This window comes from Pseudomonas sp. DF11 (assembly GCF_058148565.1).
In genome coordinates this window covers 612,362-628,520 of record NZ_JBYVYN010000001.1, presented here as the reverse complement: position 1 = coordinate 628,520, position 16,159 = coordinate 612,362, and the positions used below count along the sequence as shown (strand labels likewise).

Genomic DNA, 16,159 nt, shown 5'->3' with positions numbered 1-16,159 from the left:
CTGTAGAACCTGCACAGCCCCGACCGGCGCCCTCGTCAACGACGAAGGGAACCGGCCGGGGCTGCGTGCATTTCAGTTATTGGTTATTGACGGTGAAATAGGACGGCCAAGTGCATCCATGGGATGGGCGAGCCGGTAATCGGCGTCAACATTGACGAGCACATCAATTCAGTTGTGGTCTTGTTGCGAAGGGATCAGGCTTCGAGGCCGCGCCGCTCGATCACGCCAAACACATCCGCCACATCCTGCACCAGGATCCGGGCGACGTTGGTGATGGTGTTGATGTCGCTCGATGCCGAATCACGCAGGCTGCTGCAAGCGACCAAGGTCAGGTAATCGAGCGTGGCGTGCAGGCGTTCGCTGGCGCAGGCGTGGAGTTCGGGGAGTGGGGCTTGGGTGTCGATCAGCAGGACGGGGTGGGTGGTGGCGGTTTGGGTGAGAGGGGTGAAGCGGCTGGATGAGTGAATTGTCATGAGGTTGAATTCCTTTAAGAAAGAAGAAATGCCACCTTTTTGCTGCGAATCAAATGGGTGGCAGTTGCGCGAGGGTTCGCAGACCGAGGAAAGAATCCAAAAACTCGGCAGACCCGAAAGTCTCCCGCGCACAACCGCCATAAAATGAACGCGGGCAAGTTTGCCTGAATTTCATTTGACGGTATTAGATCTTTTTCATCAAGGGCTGCGAAACCCAGCCACCGGCCAAAGCCAGCGACGACCCAACTATAGAAGTCGATCCCGGCACCCACAACCGACCTGTAGGACGCACGTGCCTCCTGTGGCGAGGGGATTTATCCCCGCTCGGCTGCGCAGCAGTCGCAAAACCGGTACCTGCGGAGTACCTGGCGAAATAAGGTCGCTGGTTTGGGGCCGCTTCGCAGCCCAGCGGGGATAAATCCCCTCGCCACAGAGGTAAATTCCTACGAGTTTTTCAGAAGGCCAAATCACCGCCGGAGGGTGATTATTTTCCGGATTTCTAGCGACAGCCCCGAAAAAACGCCCTGATATCCTCCGCCAACAACTCCGGCTGTTCCAACGCCGCAAAGTGTCCACCTCGGGGCATCATGGTCCAACGCTTCACGTCGCAGCAGCGCTCCACCCAGCTCCTTGGCGGCATGGGTAGCTCCTTGGGAAACAACGCCACCCCAACCGGTGGCTTCACCCGTTCGCCGCTGTTGAACAGCAACGGCCGCTTGCTACCTTCCACATACTGACGAAACGACGAGCCGATGCAGTTCGTCAGCCAGTACAGGGTGACATTGGTCAGCAGCCATTCTCGATCGATGGCGGGGTTGGTATCGCACCAGGACAAGATCTTCTCGCCCATCCACGCCAAGAGTCCCGCCGGTGAATCATTCAGGCCCACGGCCAGAGTTTGCGGCTTGGTTCTCTGGAGGTGGGCATAGGCGCCTTCGGCATCGGCAAATGCCCCGGCACGTTGCAAAAACGCGGTTTCTGCCGCTGTCTGCGGGGGCTCGGTTTCGCCAAGGGGCGGGCGATAGGAACCGGGGATGTAATTGAGATGAATGCCGGTCACGCGCTCGGGAAAACGCACGCCCAGCCACGTCGACACGCCTGCACCGATGTCTCCACCCTGGGCGCCAAACCGCTTATAGCCGAGCCCCGTCATCAACTCACTCCACAAACCGGCCACTTCATAGGGGCCCATGCCAGGTTGCTGGAACGGCGCGGAAAAGGTGTAGCCGGGCAGCGACGGCACCACCACATCGAAGGCATCCGCAGCATCGCCGCCATGGCTGGCCGGGTCCGTCAGCAGCGGGATGATGCGCTGCATCTCGATGAAGGACCCGGGCCAGCCATGGGTGAGGATGAGAGGCATTGGATTCGGTCCGACGCCTCGCTGATGAATGAAGTGGACCTGCTGCTCGCCGATGTCGGCGACAAATTGCGGCAAGCGATTGAGCGCCGCTTCCTGGGCGCGCCAATCGAACGCGCTCGACCAATAGGCGAGAAGCTCCCCAAGCACGTCCATGTCGATGCCCTCGTCCCAACCTTGCCCGGCCAAAGGATCCGGCAACCGGGTGTTGCTCAGGCGATGCCGCAGGTCTTCAAGGGCGTGTTCGGGGATATCGATGGAGAAGGGGTTGATGAGCATGGGTGTTTTCGCCGTGATCAGGTGGCATCTACAAATGAAATGACATGCGTCGCAGAATCGTCCTGGACCTGCTGGAATCCGCAGCGCAGGTAAAATGCGGCTCCCTGCGGTGTATCCGTGGACAGGCGAACGACACGGAAATTCAGGGCCGCATATTCCAGAAGGTGTTGCACCAGAACCTTACCCACGCTCTGGCGCCTTGAAGCAGGTGCGACGTACACCCGGCGTAGTCTACCGGTATCCGGCCCTGCATAGGGATCGCAAGAAAGACCACCTATGGCAATCAGTTGCCCATTGCAGAAGGCTCCAAAAAGCCCTTCACCGGGGCGGTCGAACCGATTGGAGCCGTTTTTCCAATCTGTTACCAAACGGGTGAGGAACCTGAAACCCTCTGCAACTGCCTCGGTCTCCAACAGCGGGATTTGAGGAGCAAGGGCTGAGATCTGGTGTATCGCCAATTCACCGGTTGACCTGACCACTAGCGCCGTCCCGTGCGCGTACTCACATCCACCCACACCGCCAGCACCAGAATGCTGCCCTTGACGATCATCTGCCAGTAGCTGTCGACGTCGAGCATGGACATGCCGTTGTCCAGGCTGGTGATCACCAGCGCGCCGAGCAGGGCGCCGTAGACGGTGCCGGAGCCGCCGCGCATGGAAGTACCGCCGATGAAACAGGCGGCGATGGCGTCGAGTTCGCCCATGTTGCCGGCCGAGGGCGAGCCAGCGGCCAGGCGTGCGGTGTTGACCATGCCAGCGAGGGCGCACATCACGCCCATGATGCCGAAGATCCACAGTTTCACCGCTTGCACGTTGATGCCCGACAGGCGTGTGGCTTCCATGTTGCTGCCCACCGAGTAGACGCGGCGGCCGAACACGGTCTGGCTGGTGACGTAGCTGAACACGCCCAGCAGGATCAGCAGAAGCAGCACCGGCACCGGGATGCCATCGTAGCTGTTGAGGGTATAGACGAACCCGGCCAGCACCGCGCCGATCAGCACCACGCGCAATACGTCACGCACCAGTGAGTGCGCCGCCAGGCCATGCAGGGCCCGGTTGCGCCGCTGTTTCCAGGTCAGGAACAGGGTCAAGGCGAACAGCAGCACGCCGAGCCCGGTTCCGACCGTGTGCGGCAAGTAACCCTGGCCGACGTACACCAGCTCCGGTGACACCGGGGCAATGGTGGTGCCGCCAGTCACTCCCAGCAGGATGCCGCGAAAGGCGAGCATGCCGCCCAGGCCGACGATGAACGACGGGATGCGCAGGTAGGCGGTCATGTAGCCATTGCCTAAACCGATCACCAGGCCACACAAGGCCACCAGGCTCAGGTTCGCCAGCAGCGGGATGTGATAGACCACGTCGAGAATCGCCGCCAGGCCACCGAGCAGCCCAAGCAATGAACCCACCGACAAATCGATCTCGCCACTGATGATCACCAGCACCATGCCGCAGGCCAGGATCCCGGTGATGGACATCTGCCGCAGCAGGTTGGAGAGGTTGCGCGGGGTCACGAACCCGCCGTCGGTCTGCCAGCTGAAGAACAGCCAGATCACCGCCACGGCGATCACCAGGGCGAGCATTTTGTAGCGGCTGAAAAGTTGTTTGACCTGATTCATCTACGCGGACTTCCGAGCATTATTGTTATGGCCATCGGGCTGGCTGAGTGCGGCGGCGAGCACCTGTTCCTGGGTGAGTTCGTGGTTGATGAAGTCGCCGCGCAACTGGCCTTCGCCGATCACCAGCACGCGGTCGGATACCCCCAGCACTTCGGCCAGTTCCGAGGAGACCATGATGATCGACACGCCTTCGGCCGCCAGCGCGCCCATCAACTTGTAGATCTCATATTTGGCGCCGACGTCCACGCCGCGGGTCGGCTCGTCGAGGATCAGCACGCGGGGTTTGGTCAGCAGCATCTTCGCCAGCACGGCTTTTTGCTGATTGCCGCCGGAGAGGCTGGTGATCGGCAGGAACGGGCTCGCGGTCTTGAGGTGCATGCGCGAGATTTCCTTGTCGATGCTGCCCAGTTCGGCTTCGGCGTCGATGCGGGTCATTTTCGAATAGTTGTCCAACACCGCCAGGGTGATGTTCTGACCCACCCCCAGGTCGGGAATGATGCCTTGGCGCTTGCGGTCTTCAGGGACCATGCACAAGCCGGCACGGATCGACTTGAGCGGCGTGCGCGTGTCGATTTGTTGGCCGCCCAGCCAGACTTCGCCTTCGTAGCGCCCGGGGTAGGCGCCGAACAGTGCCGACACCAGTTCCGTGCGACCGGCACCGACCAGTCCGGCGATGCCGAGGATTTCCCCGCGCTTGAGCACGAACGAAATGTCGTCGACTCGTTTGCGCTTGGGGTTGTCGACGTCGTAGCAGGTGAAGTGGCGTGCTTCGAAAATCACCTCGCCGACCTCATGGGGTTCGGTGGGGTAGAGGTTGCTCATTTCCCGTCCGACCATCTGGGTGATGATCTTCGGAATGTCCATCTCGGTCATGGCGGTGGTGGCGATGTGTTTGCCATCGCGGATCACCGAGATGGTGTCGCACACGGCGGCCACTTCATCGAGCTTGTGGGAGATATACACGCAGGCAACGCCCTTGGCCTTGAGGTCGCGGATGATGTCCAGCAGCACCTCGATTTCCGAACGGGTCAGGGCCGAGGAGGGCTCATCGAGGATCAGCAGCCGCGCCTGTTTGTTCAACGCCTTGGCGATTTCCACCAACTGCTGGTAGCCACCGCCGTACTGGGAAACCGGTAGCGAGACGTTCATGTCCGGCACCTTGAGTTCACGCATCAGGGCCTCGGCGCGGTGAATCATCGCCGGGTAGTTCATGCGTCCGCCGGGCAGGGTCAGCTCGTGGCCCATGAAGATGTTTTCGGCCACCGACAGGTCGGGGACCAGGGTCAATTCCTGGTGAATGATGACGATCCCGGCGGCTTCGGTTTCGCTGATCGATTGCGCCTTGAGCGGCTGGCCGTCCCAGAGGATTTCGCCGTCCCAGGTGCCATACGGATAGACCGCCGAGAGGACTTTCATCAGCGTCGATTTGCCGGCGCCGTTCTCGCCGCACAGGCCGACGCACTCACCCGGCCGGACCTTGATGTCGATGCCATTCAGGGCTTTGACACCGCCAAAGGTTTTGACGATGCCGTTCATTTGCAGCAGGTAGTCGGACATGGCGAAGGCTCGAATAAAGAGGGCTCAGGCATCACCCCGATGCCAGTCAAGTCACAGGGCATGTGGGAGCGAGCCTGCTCGCGATGGCGATGGGTCAGCTGGCATCAATAGTGGATGTGCTGCCGTCATCGCGAGCAGGCTCGCTCCCACAGGATCTTTGCTTAACCAAAGATCCGTGCTTTGGTCACTGCCCGGCGATCTGCGCCTTGGTGTAGAACCCGTCCTTTTCCAGCAGGTCGATGTTGTCCTTGGTCAACGGCGTGGGGGTGAGCAGGATGGTATCGACCTTCTTGCTGCCATTGTCGTATTGCGAACTGAAGCTGGGTTTCTCGTTACGCGCCAGTTGCACCGAGAGCTTGGCGGCTTCGGAGGCAATCAGTTTCAGCGGCTTGTAGACAGTCATGGTCTGGGTGCCATCGATCACCCGCTTGACTGCGGCGAGGTCGGCGTCCTGGCCGGAGATCGGTACCTTGCCGGCCATTTTCTGCGCGGCCAGGGCCTGGATCGCGCCGCCGGCGGTGGCGTCGTTGGAAGCGACGATGCCATCGATCTTGTTGTTGTTCCGGGTCAGGGCGTTTTCCACGATGCTCAGGGCTTCGGTAGGGTTCCACTCCTTCACCCACTGCTGGCCGACAATCTTGATGTCACCCTTGTCGATGGCCGGTTGCAGCACTTTCATCTGGCCTTCGCGCAGGACCTTGGCGTTGTTGTCCGTAGGGGCGCCGCCAAGCAGGAAGTAGTTACCCTTGGGCGCCGCTTTCAACACGCCGCTGGCCTGCATCTCGCCGACTTTTTCGTTATCGAAGGAGATGTAGGCGTCGATGTCGGCATTGAGGATCAGGCGGTCATAGGACACCACCTTGATCCCGGCCTTCTTGGCTTCGGCGACGGCGTTGGTCAGCACGGTGGCATTGAACGGCACGATGACGATTACATCGACGCCACGGGAGATCAGGTTTTCGATCTGCGAGATCTGTTTCTGCTCGTTGGCATCGGCCGACTGGACGAAGACCTTGGCGTCGAGTTTTTCCGCCGCCGCGACGAAGTAGTCACGGTCCCGCGACCAGCGTTCCAGGCGCAGGTCATCGATGGAGAAACCGATCTTCGGGTGGGCCGCATCGGCCATGACCGGGAGAGACAGGAGGGCGAGGGCGCCGGCGAGTAACGTGCGTTTGAAGGTTTTCATGGTGGTGCGTCCTTTTATTGTTGTTTGAAAGACACTGCCTGACGATGAGCGTGGTACCGGGATAGAACTGTAGAGCGTTGCGGGGCGCCGTGGGCACAGATTTGTCGCGAGAATGTAACAGCCCCTGTGCCCCGGACATTGCCCGTTGTCAGGGGTAGATAAACCGATTGACCACGTTCTCGAGCATCTCCTGTCGACCGCTGACGGCCTGGGGATTCAGCTCGTTGGCGAAGGCATGCTCGGCCAGTGATTCAAGACTGAAATCACCGGCCAGTACCGCCTTGCCAAACGGTTGCTGCCAACCGGCGTAGCGCTGGTCCTTGAACTGTTGCAACTGATCGTTCTGCACCATGGCCGCCGCGCGTTCCAGGGCCAGGGCCAGGACATCCATGGCGGCGATGTGGCCGTGGAACAGGTCGAGTTCGTCCACGCTCTGGCGCCGGACCTTGGAGTCGAAGTTGAAGCCGCCATTGCTGAAGCCCCCGGCCTTGAGGATTTCGTAGGTGGCCAGGGTCATTTCCTCGACGCTGTTGGGGAACTGGTCAGTGTCCCAGCCGTTCTGCGGATCGCCACGGTTGGCGTCGATGCTGCCGAAAATTCCCAGCGAGACGGCGGTGGCGATCTCGTGATGGAAGCTGTGCCCGGCCAGGGTGGCGTGGTTGGCTTCGATGTTGACCTTGATCTCGTTTTCCAGGCCGTACTGTTGCAGGAAACCGAACACCGTGGCGCTGTCGTAATCGTACTGGTGCTTGGTCGGCTCCTGGGGCTTGGGCTCGATCAGCAGGTCGCCCTTGAAGCCGATCTTGTGCTTGTGCTCCACCACCATGCGCATGAAACGGCCCAGTTGTTCGCGCTCACGCTTGAGATCGGTGTTGAGCAGGGTTTCGTAACCTTCACGACCGCCCCACAACACATAGTTGGACCCTTTGAGGCGCTGGGTGGCGTTCATGGCGCTGAACACCTGGGCGGCGGCACAGGCGAACACTTCCGGGTCCGGGTTGCTGGCGGCGCCGGCGGCAAAACGCGGGTTGCTGAAACAGTTGGCGGTGCCCCACAGCAGCTTGATCCCGGTCTGCTCCTGATGGCGCTCCAGGTGGTCGATCATCTGGGCGAAGTTGTTACGGTAGTCCTTCAGCGAATGGCCTTCCGGGGCGACATCGGTGTCGTGGAAGCAGTAGTAGTCGATGCCCAGTTTGGAGAAGAACTCGAAGGCCGCTTCGGCCTTGCCGATGGCCAGTTCCATCGGATCCCCGGTGCGCTGCCATGGGCGTTTGAAGGTGCCGGCACCGAACACATCCGAGCCCGGCCAGACGAAGGTATGCCAGTAGCAGACCGCCATGCGCAGGTGCTCGCGCATGGGTTTGCCGAGCACCAGTTTGTTGGCGTCGTAGTGGCGGAAGGCAAGTGGCGAATCGCTGGCGGAGCCTTCGTAGCGAATCTTGTCGACACCGGGGAAGTACGGCATGTGCAGTTTCCTTTTTATTCTTGGCGGTGTCTCGATACTAACGCCGGCCCTATGGCTGCTGATTACGAAAATCACCAACGGGTCGTTCGATTTTGAGTATTGAGATTCGCTGGCTGCGCGCCTAGTCTGTGTTCATCGGCCCAGGGTTAAACCAATGAAAACCGTCCCGCCCGTTCACCGCATTGCCCTCCTGTTCAACGGCAGCAAGATCTACGACCGCGGCATCATCAGTGGCATCGGCAACTACTTGAGCAGCACGCGCGCGTCCTGGGACTTGTTCCTCGAAGAGGATTTTCTCTGCCGCTTGAAAGGCATCGAGCGCTGGCAGGGCGACGGGATCATTGCCGACTTCGACGACCCGCTGATTGGCGAGGCGCTGGCCGGGATCAAGCTGCCGGTGGTGGCGGTGGGCGGTTCTTATCAGGATGAACGCGCTTATCCGAAGGGCATTCCTTATGTCGCCACCGACAATGAGGCGTTGATGAAATTGGCCTACGAGCACCTGGTCGAGGCCGGGTTGACCCGTTTCGCCTGTTTCAGCCTGCCTGAAGCCCAAGCCAATCGCTGGGCCCAGGAGCGGGAAAAGGCCTTTCGCCGGCTGATGCAGCGCGATGGCCTGCACGCCGAGGTCTATCGCGGCATGGGCACCAGCGCACCGCTCTGGGACAGCGCCGTCGAACAGCAGATCGCCTGGCTGCAAAGCCTGCCCAAACCCATCGGCATCATCGCCGTCAGCGACGCGCGGGCCCGACAGCTGCTGCAAGCCTGCCTGACCGCCGGGATCGCCGTGCCCGAGCAAGTGGCGTTGATCGGCATCGACAACGACCCGCTGACCCGCAGCCTGACGCGGGTGCCGCTGAGCTCGGTGATCCAGGGCACCGAAACCATGGGCCGCACCGCCGCGCGCCTGCTCCATCAAATGCTGCACGGCATGCCGTCCACGGGCACACAGATTCTGATACCGCCTGATGCGATCAATGTGCAGGTTTCGAGCCTGCACCAGCCGTTGGGCAACCCATATGTGATGCAGGCAATGCTCTTCATCCGCCAATACGCCTGCCAGGGCATCAAGACTGCCCAGGTGGCGGCCTATGTGGGCGTGTCGCGCTCATCGCTGGAATCGCACTTTCGCAAGGAGCGCGGCTGCAGCGTCCACGACGAAATCCTGCGTTTCAAGCTGGCCGCTGCCGCCAACGGACTGGAAAACACCAACTCGCCGATTGCCGACATTGCCCAGAGTTGCGGTTTCAAATCGGCGCAGTACCTGCATACGGTGTTTCGCCGTGAGTTCGGCTGCACGCCTCGGGAATATCAGCAGGGGGCTAACGCGGCGACTCACTGATCCGCATTGTGGTTAGCGAGAGAGAAGTGCCGACAATACTTCTTTCAAGCCAACACGTCCTTTGCGCGGAATACCTTCGAAGCGAATCCAGCCTTCATTGAAGCCATGGAGCATCTGGATGCGCGGACTGGGGTTGCTCATGCCTTGAGAGCGGAACAGTGCCTCCCAGGTATCGCTGGGCACCACTTCCATTTTCACGGGTTTATCCAGCAGTTGCGAAAAAGCAGCGGCGATATCGTTGGGTGTAACCTGGTGCTCGGATTCCAGCTCGACGATTCGCTTGCCACACCAATCTTCCTGCAGCAGTTCGGCGCTTACCCTGCCGACGTCGGCGGTAGCGATCATGGGAACGGGCTTATCCAGTGGCTGGAGGAAGCTCGGGATCACGCCGCTGCTCTTGGCGGGCTCGATGTCCCACAGGCTGTTTTCCATGAACCAGGCTGGGCGCAGGAACGTGATGGGCAGGTCCAGCGTGCCAAAACTCTGCTCGAGGATTTGAAGCTGGTTCAGCAGATTTGGCTGACGTGCCTGGGCGCCAATCGTGGAGATGCACAGCACCTTTTCAGGCCGGGTTGTCTCAAGCGCTGTGCGCAGGTTTTCGATGATCTGGCGTGTCTGCGCAAAACCTTCGGAAGGATCGAAGTTGGCAGGCAACAGGATGAACACGCCAGTACTGGCACTGAAAGCAGGGATCAGTGTGTTGATGTCGTTAGCGTCAGCAATCGCGACTTCGCAACCTTTCGCGGCCCACGCTTTGCCTTTCTCAGCATCACGCACGATAACTTTGACTCGCTTGTCTGCAGCCAGCAGGTTGCGAGCAACTTCGCCACCTACCTGACCCGTAACACCCATAACCGTATACATACCAATTCCTCTTGAAGAGCGACCTGTTGCCGCTATGGGGGAATTATTGCGCTGGCTCCAAGCCTTCTTCGATATCATGAGTCGCATTGCTTATATGACGGAGAATCATCAATGAGCTTCGACGGGCGCTTGGTCAGCGGCATGGGGGTACTCTCGGCGGTGGTCGATAGCGGAAGTTTCGTCAAGGCTGCGGATGCGCTGGATATGACTCAGTCCGGGGTCAGCAGGGCAGTCGCGCGTCTCGAAGCGAGACTGGGAATTCGCTTATTCGACCGGACTACTCGCTCGGTGAAGCTCACAGATGAAGGACGCCGCCTTTACGAAGAAATAGCGCCATTGCTCGCCGGATTGGAGGAGGCGGCGACGGTCGCATCTGGCAGCGCTACGGCTGTACGGGGCAGGCTCAGGGTCAATGTTGACCCGTATTTCTCCAGGCTGATCCTGGCGCCCGCGCTTGGAAGCTTCATGGCAACCTACCCCGCGATCGAGCTGGATCTAGTGACCCGCGAGCAGATGGGGGATCTGGTGGCCGATGGTGTGGACCTGGCTGTGCGTTTTGGCGAGCAACCTTCCTCTTCACTGATCGGCAGGCAGTTGCTGCAAACCCGGGTGCTTACTGTCGCGTCCCCGGCTTACCTGGAAAAACACGGTCGTCCGCTGCATCCGTCCGAGCTCGAGCGCGCGGAGCATGTATGCGTGGACTTTCGAAATCCTCAAACAGGCAAGCCTTTCATTTGGGAATTCCATCGAGGTGCCGAGCGTTTGAGTGTCAAAACGCACGGAAGACTGATGGTCAATGATGTCGGCACCATGCACCGAATCTGTGAGGACGGTCATGCCGTTGCCCAGGTGTTGGAATTGGGTCTAGACGCTGCCCTACGTGAAGGACGGCTCATCGAGCTCTTTCCGGATTGGCCAGATGAACATTTTCCGCTCTACGCTTTGTACCCTTCAAGGCACTTGCCGCCGGCGAAGGTGCGAGCGTTCCTGGAGTTTGTGGTGGCGCTCAGTCGATAATAGGATCAATGATTTAGCGTCATTGAATATTTAACGAATACGATGTGCAGGCATGGACTGATGCTGGGCAGGGCTGCGGTAAGGGCGCAGGCTCATCGACTTATTAGGGAAGCATTGAATGGCGTTCAGGGTGTTGGTGGTCGGTGGGTATGGCAACTTCGGCAGCATCGTTTGCAGGCACTTGGTGGTGATGCCAGGTATAGAACTGGTGCTCTCGGGCCGTGATCCCAAGAAGTTGCTACGCAAAGTCGCTGAGTTGAAAACCCAATCGGGCACTGTTTGCGAAAGTTGGTGCGGCGATGCCCTGGGCCCTGAGTTCAAATCCGTCTTGGGCTCGATGAACATCCAGCTGGTCATCCATACCGGCGGGCCGTTTCAGAGCCAATCCTATGCAATGGCTGAGAGCTGTATCGACGCGGGTGTGAACTACTGTGACCTGTCCGACTCCAGGGCTTTCGTCACTGGCATTGGCGCTCTCGATGCCCGGGCAAAGCAGGCGGGCGTGGCGATCCTCAGTGGTTGCAGTTCAGTGCCGACGCTATCGGCCGCGATCATCGATCAGCAGCGCTATCGCTTTAAACGCATCGACTCGATTGAGCATGGGATTTCCTCTTCGGCCAAGATGCCCGGACTGTCCACCGTCGAAGGCGTCCTGGCCTACGCCGGCAAGCCGATCAAGCAGCTCAAGAACGGGCAAGTGCACGAGGTGTTGGGCTGGCAGGATCTTGAGCTGCGCAGAATGCCGCACATGGGCTCTCGCCTGTTGGCTAATGTCGACGTGCCGGACATGGATATCTTTGCCGGCCGTTATGGCGCACAAAACCTGAGTTTCAAGGCCGGTTCCGGCCTTAAGCTCGGTGGCCTGGCCAACTACCTGCTGGCCCAGGCACTGCGCAAAGGCATCGTCCGTGACCATGCCCCTTGGGCCGCAAGGCTTCATCGCTGGGGGTTGTGGTTCGAACGATTCGGCGATGGCAAAAGTGCGATGTACATCGATGTCCAGGGCATCGGGCCCGAAGGAGAACCGTTGTTCATGACGGCGCAGCTCACGGCCTTGAATGACAAAGGTCCGGAGATTCCCAGCTGTGCCGCCGTCGCCTGGGCTGCAAAACTCGCCCAGGGCTACTTGCCCGCACCCGGCGCCCGTGCGTGCGTCGGCGAAATCACCGTTGACGAATACATGGCCGCGATCAACGATCCGGAAAACCTGAGCCTGTCCGTGCACTTCTCTGACGGGCAGGGTTGACCATGCTCTACCTGTGCCTGAAGTACATTCACATCATCGCCGCTGTTTTCCTGTTCGGATTCGGCATGGGCTCCTACCTCTATCTGATCGCCGCCAGCCGCACGGCCAACCCTCAGGTGATTGCGCATGTGACCAGGACGGTCGTGCAGTTCGACACCTGGATTACCACGCCAGCCGGTTTTGTCCAGATAACGACAGGCTACCTGCTGATGAAACTTGCCGGGCTTCCCCTGACCACGGAATGGGTGCTGACCTCGCTGATCATCTTCCTGTGCGTGGGGGCGCTTTGGTTGCCGGTATTGGTGCTTCAGAAGCGGTTGTACGTGATGGCTTCAAGCGCGGTCGAGGCCGCAAAGGCGCTCGATGATCAGTACCTGCCCGTGTACAGAAAATGGTTCTGGTTGGGCATTTGCGGATTTTCGGGGATGTTTGTGATCGTGATGATCATGGTGACCAAGATGACGCCATGGCAGTTGGTTGGGTTATTGGGGTAGGAGGGCAATCAGATGGGCGCCTTCAAGAAACGTCGTTCATGATCTGGGTCCGGCAGAAGGCACGTATCGTATTTTCCGAAGAGCCGATAGCGATTCAACGCAACGCGGTCATAGGCCCAGTCGCGAAACGCGCGGGGGAATAGGCGCAACAGCTTTACCGGTCGCCAACGGGCGGGTAACTGAGCGGCGACTTCGAAAAATGCATCCGAACGCACCCAGTAGTGCTGATCGCGAATCACCGCCATGGTGTCGAATTGATCCTGAGGCAAGCCAGCCCAGGCCAGCAGCGCTTGGCCCGCGGGTGACTGCACAGCGGCTAGCCGCACGCGTCGGTCGCGGTCATGGTGAATCAAGAACCTCGCCCAACCATTGCACAGCTTGCAGACGCCGTCGAACAGGACCACTGTCTCGCCTGGCTCGAGCAAGGGCGCGGGTGAGGGGCGAGTTTGGGAGATGGGCATGAATGTGTCTACTTGGCGCCTGGTTACCCGGATAATACGCGTGTTCCAGCGTCACAGGGCGTCCCGAAGGGGGGCTCGACCATGATGATTTCAAGGGCATGATCCGATCCATGAGCGATGACACCTACACCCTGTACATGCGCTTCCAGACTCCCGATCCCGACATTGGCCCTCGGGCGCAGGTGCCGATGCTCCCCCAGGAGCAAGCCTGGGCGCGTGAGCGTGCGTCCATGCATCGCTTCAGTTGGATCGAGGTGCTGGTGCCGCCGTTGTGCCTGGGCCCGGTGTTGCCGGGCATCGTGTTTTTGCTGGGGCTGCTGGTCTATCAAGGATTATCCGCCCCAGGCGTCGACCTCGACCTGATCGCCGGAGCCTCCCTTGGTTGGCTCGTGCTCGCCACCTTGCTGTTCATGGCTGCGTGGATCCTGCACAACTTCTTGCGCGATAAGCGCGACCCGACCAAGCGTTATTGGCAATCGATGCCCGATCAAGGGATGGTCGAGCTCGAACACCATACCCTGGTTTCCGGCGTCAGCCTGTGGTCCAACAACTATGACCCGGACTGCAACACCCTCATGCAATGGAGCGACGGCAAGCTGAAATGCCTGCAAGACAGTGGTGTGTCGCAATGGATCCTGGCCCAGACCACGGCGGGGCATTGGCTGGTGCTCAAGGAGCAGTATCCGGGCGACTTCAGCTATGGGCGAGTAGGGCAAATGCCGGCGCCGGACAAGCTGCTGCGACCTCGCCAGCAACTGGCGATTGCTTTTGCCCCCGGCACGAACTTGCAGCTGGGCCGGCGTTTCGAGGGTGCGCCAATGCCATTGGTGGATACGCCGTACTGGATGTCTACCGATGAGCTCAGGCGCTTGGAAGAGGTCGCCCATCAGTGGAATTTTCTACCGCCGAACCGCTATGGGGTGGTCAATGACCAGGATGCCGCGTGGGTGCAGCGTTTGGTGAGCAGGGCGCATCCAGCCGGGCGCTAAAGCCACGTATCCACCACCCGCCGATCCAGTTCTTCCCAGTCCGCCATGCCCAATACCCGAGTGGTGTTCAACCCGCGCAGATAACCGCGCAGTTGATTGGCCGTGTCCCGCTTGAGCTCCGGGTCGGGTTCGGTGCCGCTCAACAACACGGTCTCGTACTGGACCAGGTAATCAGCCACCCGCTCACGGAAATCGGGCAATACCGCGTCGCGAATCAGATCAAACGTTCTCATTGGCTATACCTCATCAATCTTTCTCGGCCTGCAACTATTGCTAGGAGTAATAGTGACCATTACGAAATGCAAGTTCTGCTTTGCCGACAATCATTGGAAAATCAGCGCCATCGAATACGCAACCCAATATTTTTATTTTCAGGACCCAACCCATGCGCCGTTTATTTTTACTTCCCCTGGCGTTTTCCCCGTTGTTGCTGGCCGGTTGTGCCTCGGCGCCGAACGACCCGACCCTGACCTTGCAGACCAGCAAGACGCCGGCCCAATACGCTGAATGCGTCGTACCGAAATTGCAGGGCAGCGCCTTGAACCCGACGGTCTCGCAGACCCAGCGCAGCTACCGCATCGTGGTGCCGAGCAAAGTCGCGGCGGACAACGTGCTGGAAGCCTACAAGGCCGGCAGCGGCGGCAAGGTATTCATCTACGAGCGGCATTTGCTGGCCTCCAACCTCCTGCCCTCGAGTTTTGAACGCGCCGCGCAGGAATGCATCTGACCGGCCCGTAAACGCTTTTCACCGTGCTCCTTTGGTTGGCCGCAACCAACCAATTCCCTTGCCCCGCACCGCATTCGGTCGCGGGGCTTTTTTTGTCTGCTGGTTTCAGGTTCGCCAATCATCCGCCCGGATGAATTCAATGAGCGCTTTGAGGGCCGGTGGCACGTGGCGCCGGCTGGGGTAGTAAAGAAAAAAACGGCTTGGTGGGGCTTTCCACTGCGCAAGCAGTTCCGTGAGCTGCCCATTGCGGATGTCATCGCGCACCAGTTCCTCGTAGACGTAGGCAATCCCGGCACCATCTTTTGCCGCCTGGATCATCAGCCCATCGTCTTCAAGAATGAGCGGACCGGTGACGGACAAGCGGATCGGTTGCCCATCCGCCTGATACTCCCAGGCATAGAGTTTGCCGCTGGGAAAACGCCGGGCGATACAGGCATGGTCGAGCAAGTCCCGTGGAGCCTGGACGATGCCCTTTGTGCCCAGATAAGCCTGTGAAGCGACGGTCACGAACGATTGAGGAGGGCCGACAGGGACCGCAATCATGTCGCCGGCCAAGCTTTCGCCAAAGCGCACGCCAGCGTCAAACCCCTCGTTCACGATGTCGGTCAAGCCATCATCGGTGACCAGGTCCAGTTGAATACGCGGATACCTGGCCACGAATGGCGCGAGCACTTTCGCAAATACCGCACGCGCCGCCGGACGCGCCACGTTGAGGCGAAGCTTGCCGGCGGGCACTTCTTGCATCGAGGTCAGTTGCGCCAGCGCATCGGCAACCTGTTGCAGGGTAGGGGCCAGCGTTGCCAGCAGTTGGTGGCCGGCCTCGGTCGGGGTCACGCTGCGTGTGGTGCGGTTGAGCAGCCTGACACCCAGGCGTGCTTCCAGCGCCCGCATCGCATGGCTCAATGCAGAGGCCGAAACGCCACGCTCGTCAGCGGCCTTGCGAAAACTGCGATGGCGAGCGACGGCCGCAAAGGCGTCCAGTTCGGAAAGGTCGGGGTGCTTACTCATGAATCCTGTTCATTAGTTCAAGTGCGATTACCCATCTTATCGTCGTTAGATCGCTCGCGGATACTGCCCACATCAT

The 16,159-nt window shown here is 59.9% G+C and carries 17 protein-coding genes; 6 read left to right on the top strand and 11 right to left on the bottom strand.

Annotated features, from left to right (window positions below):
• Positions 1–194: 194 nt before the first annotated feature.
• The 7 genes from AC30D9_RS02595 to xylA form a co-directional block, all read right to left on the bottom strand.
• A complete protein-coding gene (locus tag AC30D9_RS02595; protein WP_307572057.1) occupies positions 195–473 on the bottom strand; it encodes a fructose-bisphosphate aldolase in 279 nt (92 codons plus the stop codon).
• Between the two features lie 499 nt (positions 474–972).
• Complete coding sequence (locus AC30D9_RS02590) at positions 973–2,112, bottom strand: epoxide hydrolase family protein (RefSeq protein WP_490143355.1); 1,140 nt, start codon at positions 2,110–2,112, stop codon at positions 973–975.
• A 17-nt stretch (positions 2,113–2,129) separates the two neighbouring features.
• Positions 2,130–2,591, bottom strand: coding sequence for a GNAT family N-acetyltransferase (locus AC30D9_RS02585; RefSeq protein WP_307572059.1), 462 nt, complete (start codon positions 2,589–2,591; stop codon positions 2,130–2,132).
• Entirely contained in the window at positions 2,591–3,727 is a 1,137-nt protein-coding gene (locus AC30D9_RS02580) for a sugar ABC transporter permease (RefSeq protein WP_307572060.1), read from the bottom strand. The genes AC30D9_RS02585 and AC30D9_RS02580 overlap by 1 nt, the downstream gene beginning before the upstream one ends.
• On the bottom strand, positions 3,728–5,284 hold the full coding sequence (gene xylG / locus AC30D9_RS02575) for a D-xylose ABC transporter ATP-binding protein (RefSeq protein WP_134924561.1): 1,557 nt from the start codon (positions 5,282–5,284) through the stop codon (positions 3,728–3,730).
• 184 nt (positions 5,285–5,468) lie between these two features.
• The gene (gene xylF, locus AC30D9_RS02570; protein ID WP_109753000.1) at positions 5,469–6,470 is read right to left on the bottom strand and encodes a D-xylose ABC transporter substrate-binding protein; all 1,002 of its coding nucleotides are present in this window, start codon (positions 6,468–6,470) and stop codon (positions 5,469–5,471) included.
• Positions 6,471–6,618: 148 nt separating this feature from the next.
• Entirely contained in the window at positions 6,619–7,935 is a 1,317-nt protein-coding gene (gene xylA, locus AC30D9_RS02565; protein WP_307572061.1) for a xylose isomerase, read from the bottom strand.
• A gap of 154 nt (positions 7,936–8,089) precedes the next feature.
• Here xylA and AC30D9_RS02560 point away from each other — a divergent pair, with 154 nt between their 5' ends.
• A complete protein-coding gene (locus AC30D9_RS02560; RefSeq protein WP_232200919.1) occupies positions 8,090–9,277 on the top strand; it encodes a XylR family transcriptional regulator in 1,188 nt (395 codons plus the stop codon).
• A gap of 12 nt (positions 9,278–9,289) precedes the next feature.
• Here the strand turns inward: AC30D9_RS02560 and AC30D9_RS02555 are convergent, their stop codons facing one another.
• Positions 9,290–10,141 carry an NmrA family NAD(P)-binding protein gene (locus AC30D9_RS02555; protein ID WP_307572063.1) on the bottom strand — a complete coding sequence of 284 codons (852 nt, stop codon included), beginning with the start codon at positions 10,139–10,141 and terminating at the stop codon, positions 9,290–9,292.
• Between the two features lie 111 nt (positions 10,142–10,252).
• Here AC30D9_RS02555 and AC30D9_RS02550 point away from each other — a divergent pair, with 111 nt between their 5' ends.
• The 3 genes from AC30D9_RS02550 (at position 10,253) to AC30D9_RS02540 (ending at position 12,898) form a co-directional block, all read left to right on the top strand.
• Positions 10,253–11,158: a LysR family transcriptional regulator gene (locus tag AC30D9_RS02550; RefSeq protein WP_490143354.1), complete on the top strand. Its 906-nt coding sequence runs from the start codon at positions 10,253–10,255 to the stop codon at positions 11,156–11,158.
• A gap of 118 nt (positions 11,159–11,276) precedes the next feature.
• Positions 11,277–12,404: a saccharopine dehydrogenase family protein gene (locus AC30D9_RS02545; RefSeq protein WP_490143353.1), complete on the top strand. Its 1,128-nt coding sequence runs from the start codon at positions 11,277–11,279 to the stop codon at positions 12,402–12,404.
• A gap of 2 nt (positions 12,405–12,406) precedes the next feature.
• Positions 12,407–12,898: a DUF2269 family protein gene (locus AC30D9_RS02540; RefSeq protein ID WP_490143352.1), complete on the top strand. Its 492-nt coding sequence runs from the start codon at positions 12,407–12,409 to the stop codon at positions 12,896–12,898.
• Positions 12,899–12,906: 8 nt separating this feature from the next.
• On the opposite strand, the gene AC30D9_RS02535 is transcribed toward AC30D9_RS02540, so the two are convergent.
• Positions 12,907–13,359: a thiol-disulfide oxidoreductase DCC family protein gene (locus tag AC30D9_RS02535; protein ID WP_490143351.1), complete on the bottom strand. Its 453-nt coding sequence runs from the start codon at positions 13,357–13,359 to the stop codon at positions 12,907–12,909.
• Between the two features lie 110 nt (positions 13,360–13,469).
• On the opposite strand from AC30D9_RS02535, the gene AC30D9_RS02530 reads away from it, so the two are divergent.
• Positions 13,470–14,348, top strand: a complete 879-nt coding sequence (locus AC30D9_RS02530; RefSeq protein WP_490143350.1) for a hypothetical protein — start codon at positions 13,470–13,472, stop codon at positions 14,346–14,348.
• Here AC30D9_RS02530 and AC30D9_RS02525 read toward each other — a convergent pair.
• On the bottom strand, positions 14,345–14,581 hold the full coding sequence (locus AC30D9_RS02525) for a hypothetical protein (RefSeq protein WP_134924554.1): 237 nt from the start codon (positions 14,579–14,581) through the stop codon (positions 14,345–14,347). The two genes, AC30D9_RS02530 and AC30D9_RS02525, sit on opposite strands and share 4 nt — an antisense overlap.
• Positions 14,582–14,733: 152 nt before the next feature.
• Here AC30D9_RS02525 and AC30D9_RS02520 point away from each other — a divergent pair, with 152 nt between their 5' ends.
• Positions 14,734–15,075, top strand: a complete 342-nt coding sequence (locus AC30D9_RS02520; RefSeq protein ID WP_134924553.1) for a YajG family lipoprotein — start codon at positions 14,734–14,736, stop codon at positions 15,073–15,075.
• A 105-nt stretch (positions 15,076–15,180) separates the two neighbouring features.
• Here the strand turns inward: AC30D9_RS02520 and AC30D9_RS02515 are convergent, their stop codons facing one another.
• A complete protein-coding gene (locus AC30D9_RS02515; protein ID WP_490143349.1) occupies positions 15,181–16,083 on the bottom strand; it encodes a LysR family transcriptional regulator in 903 nt (300 codons plus the stop codon).
• Between the last annotated feature and the right edge of the window lie 76 nt (positions 16,084–16,159).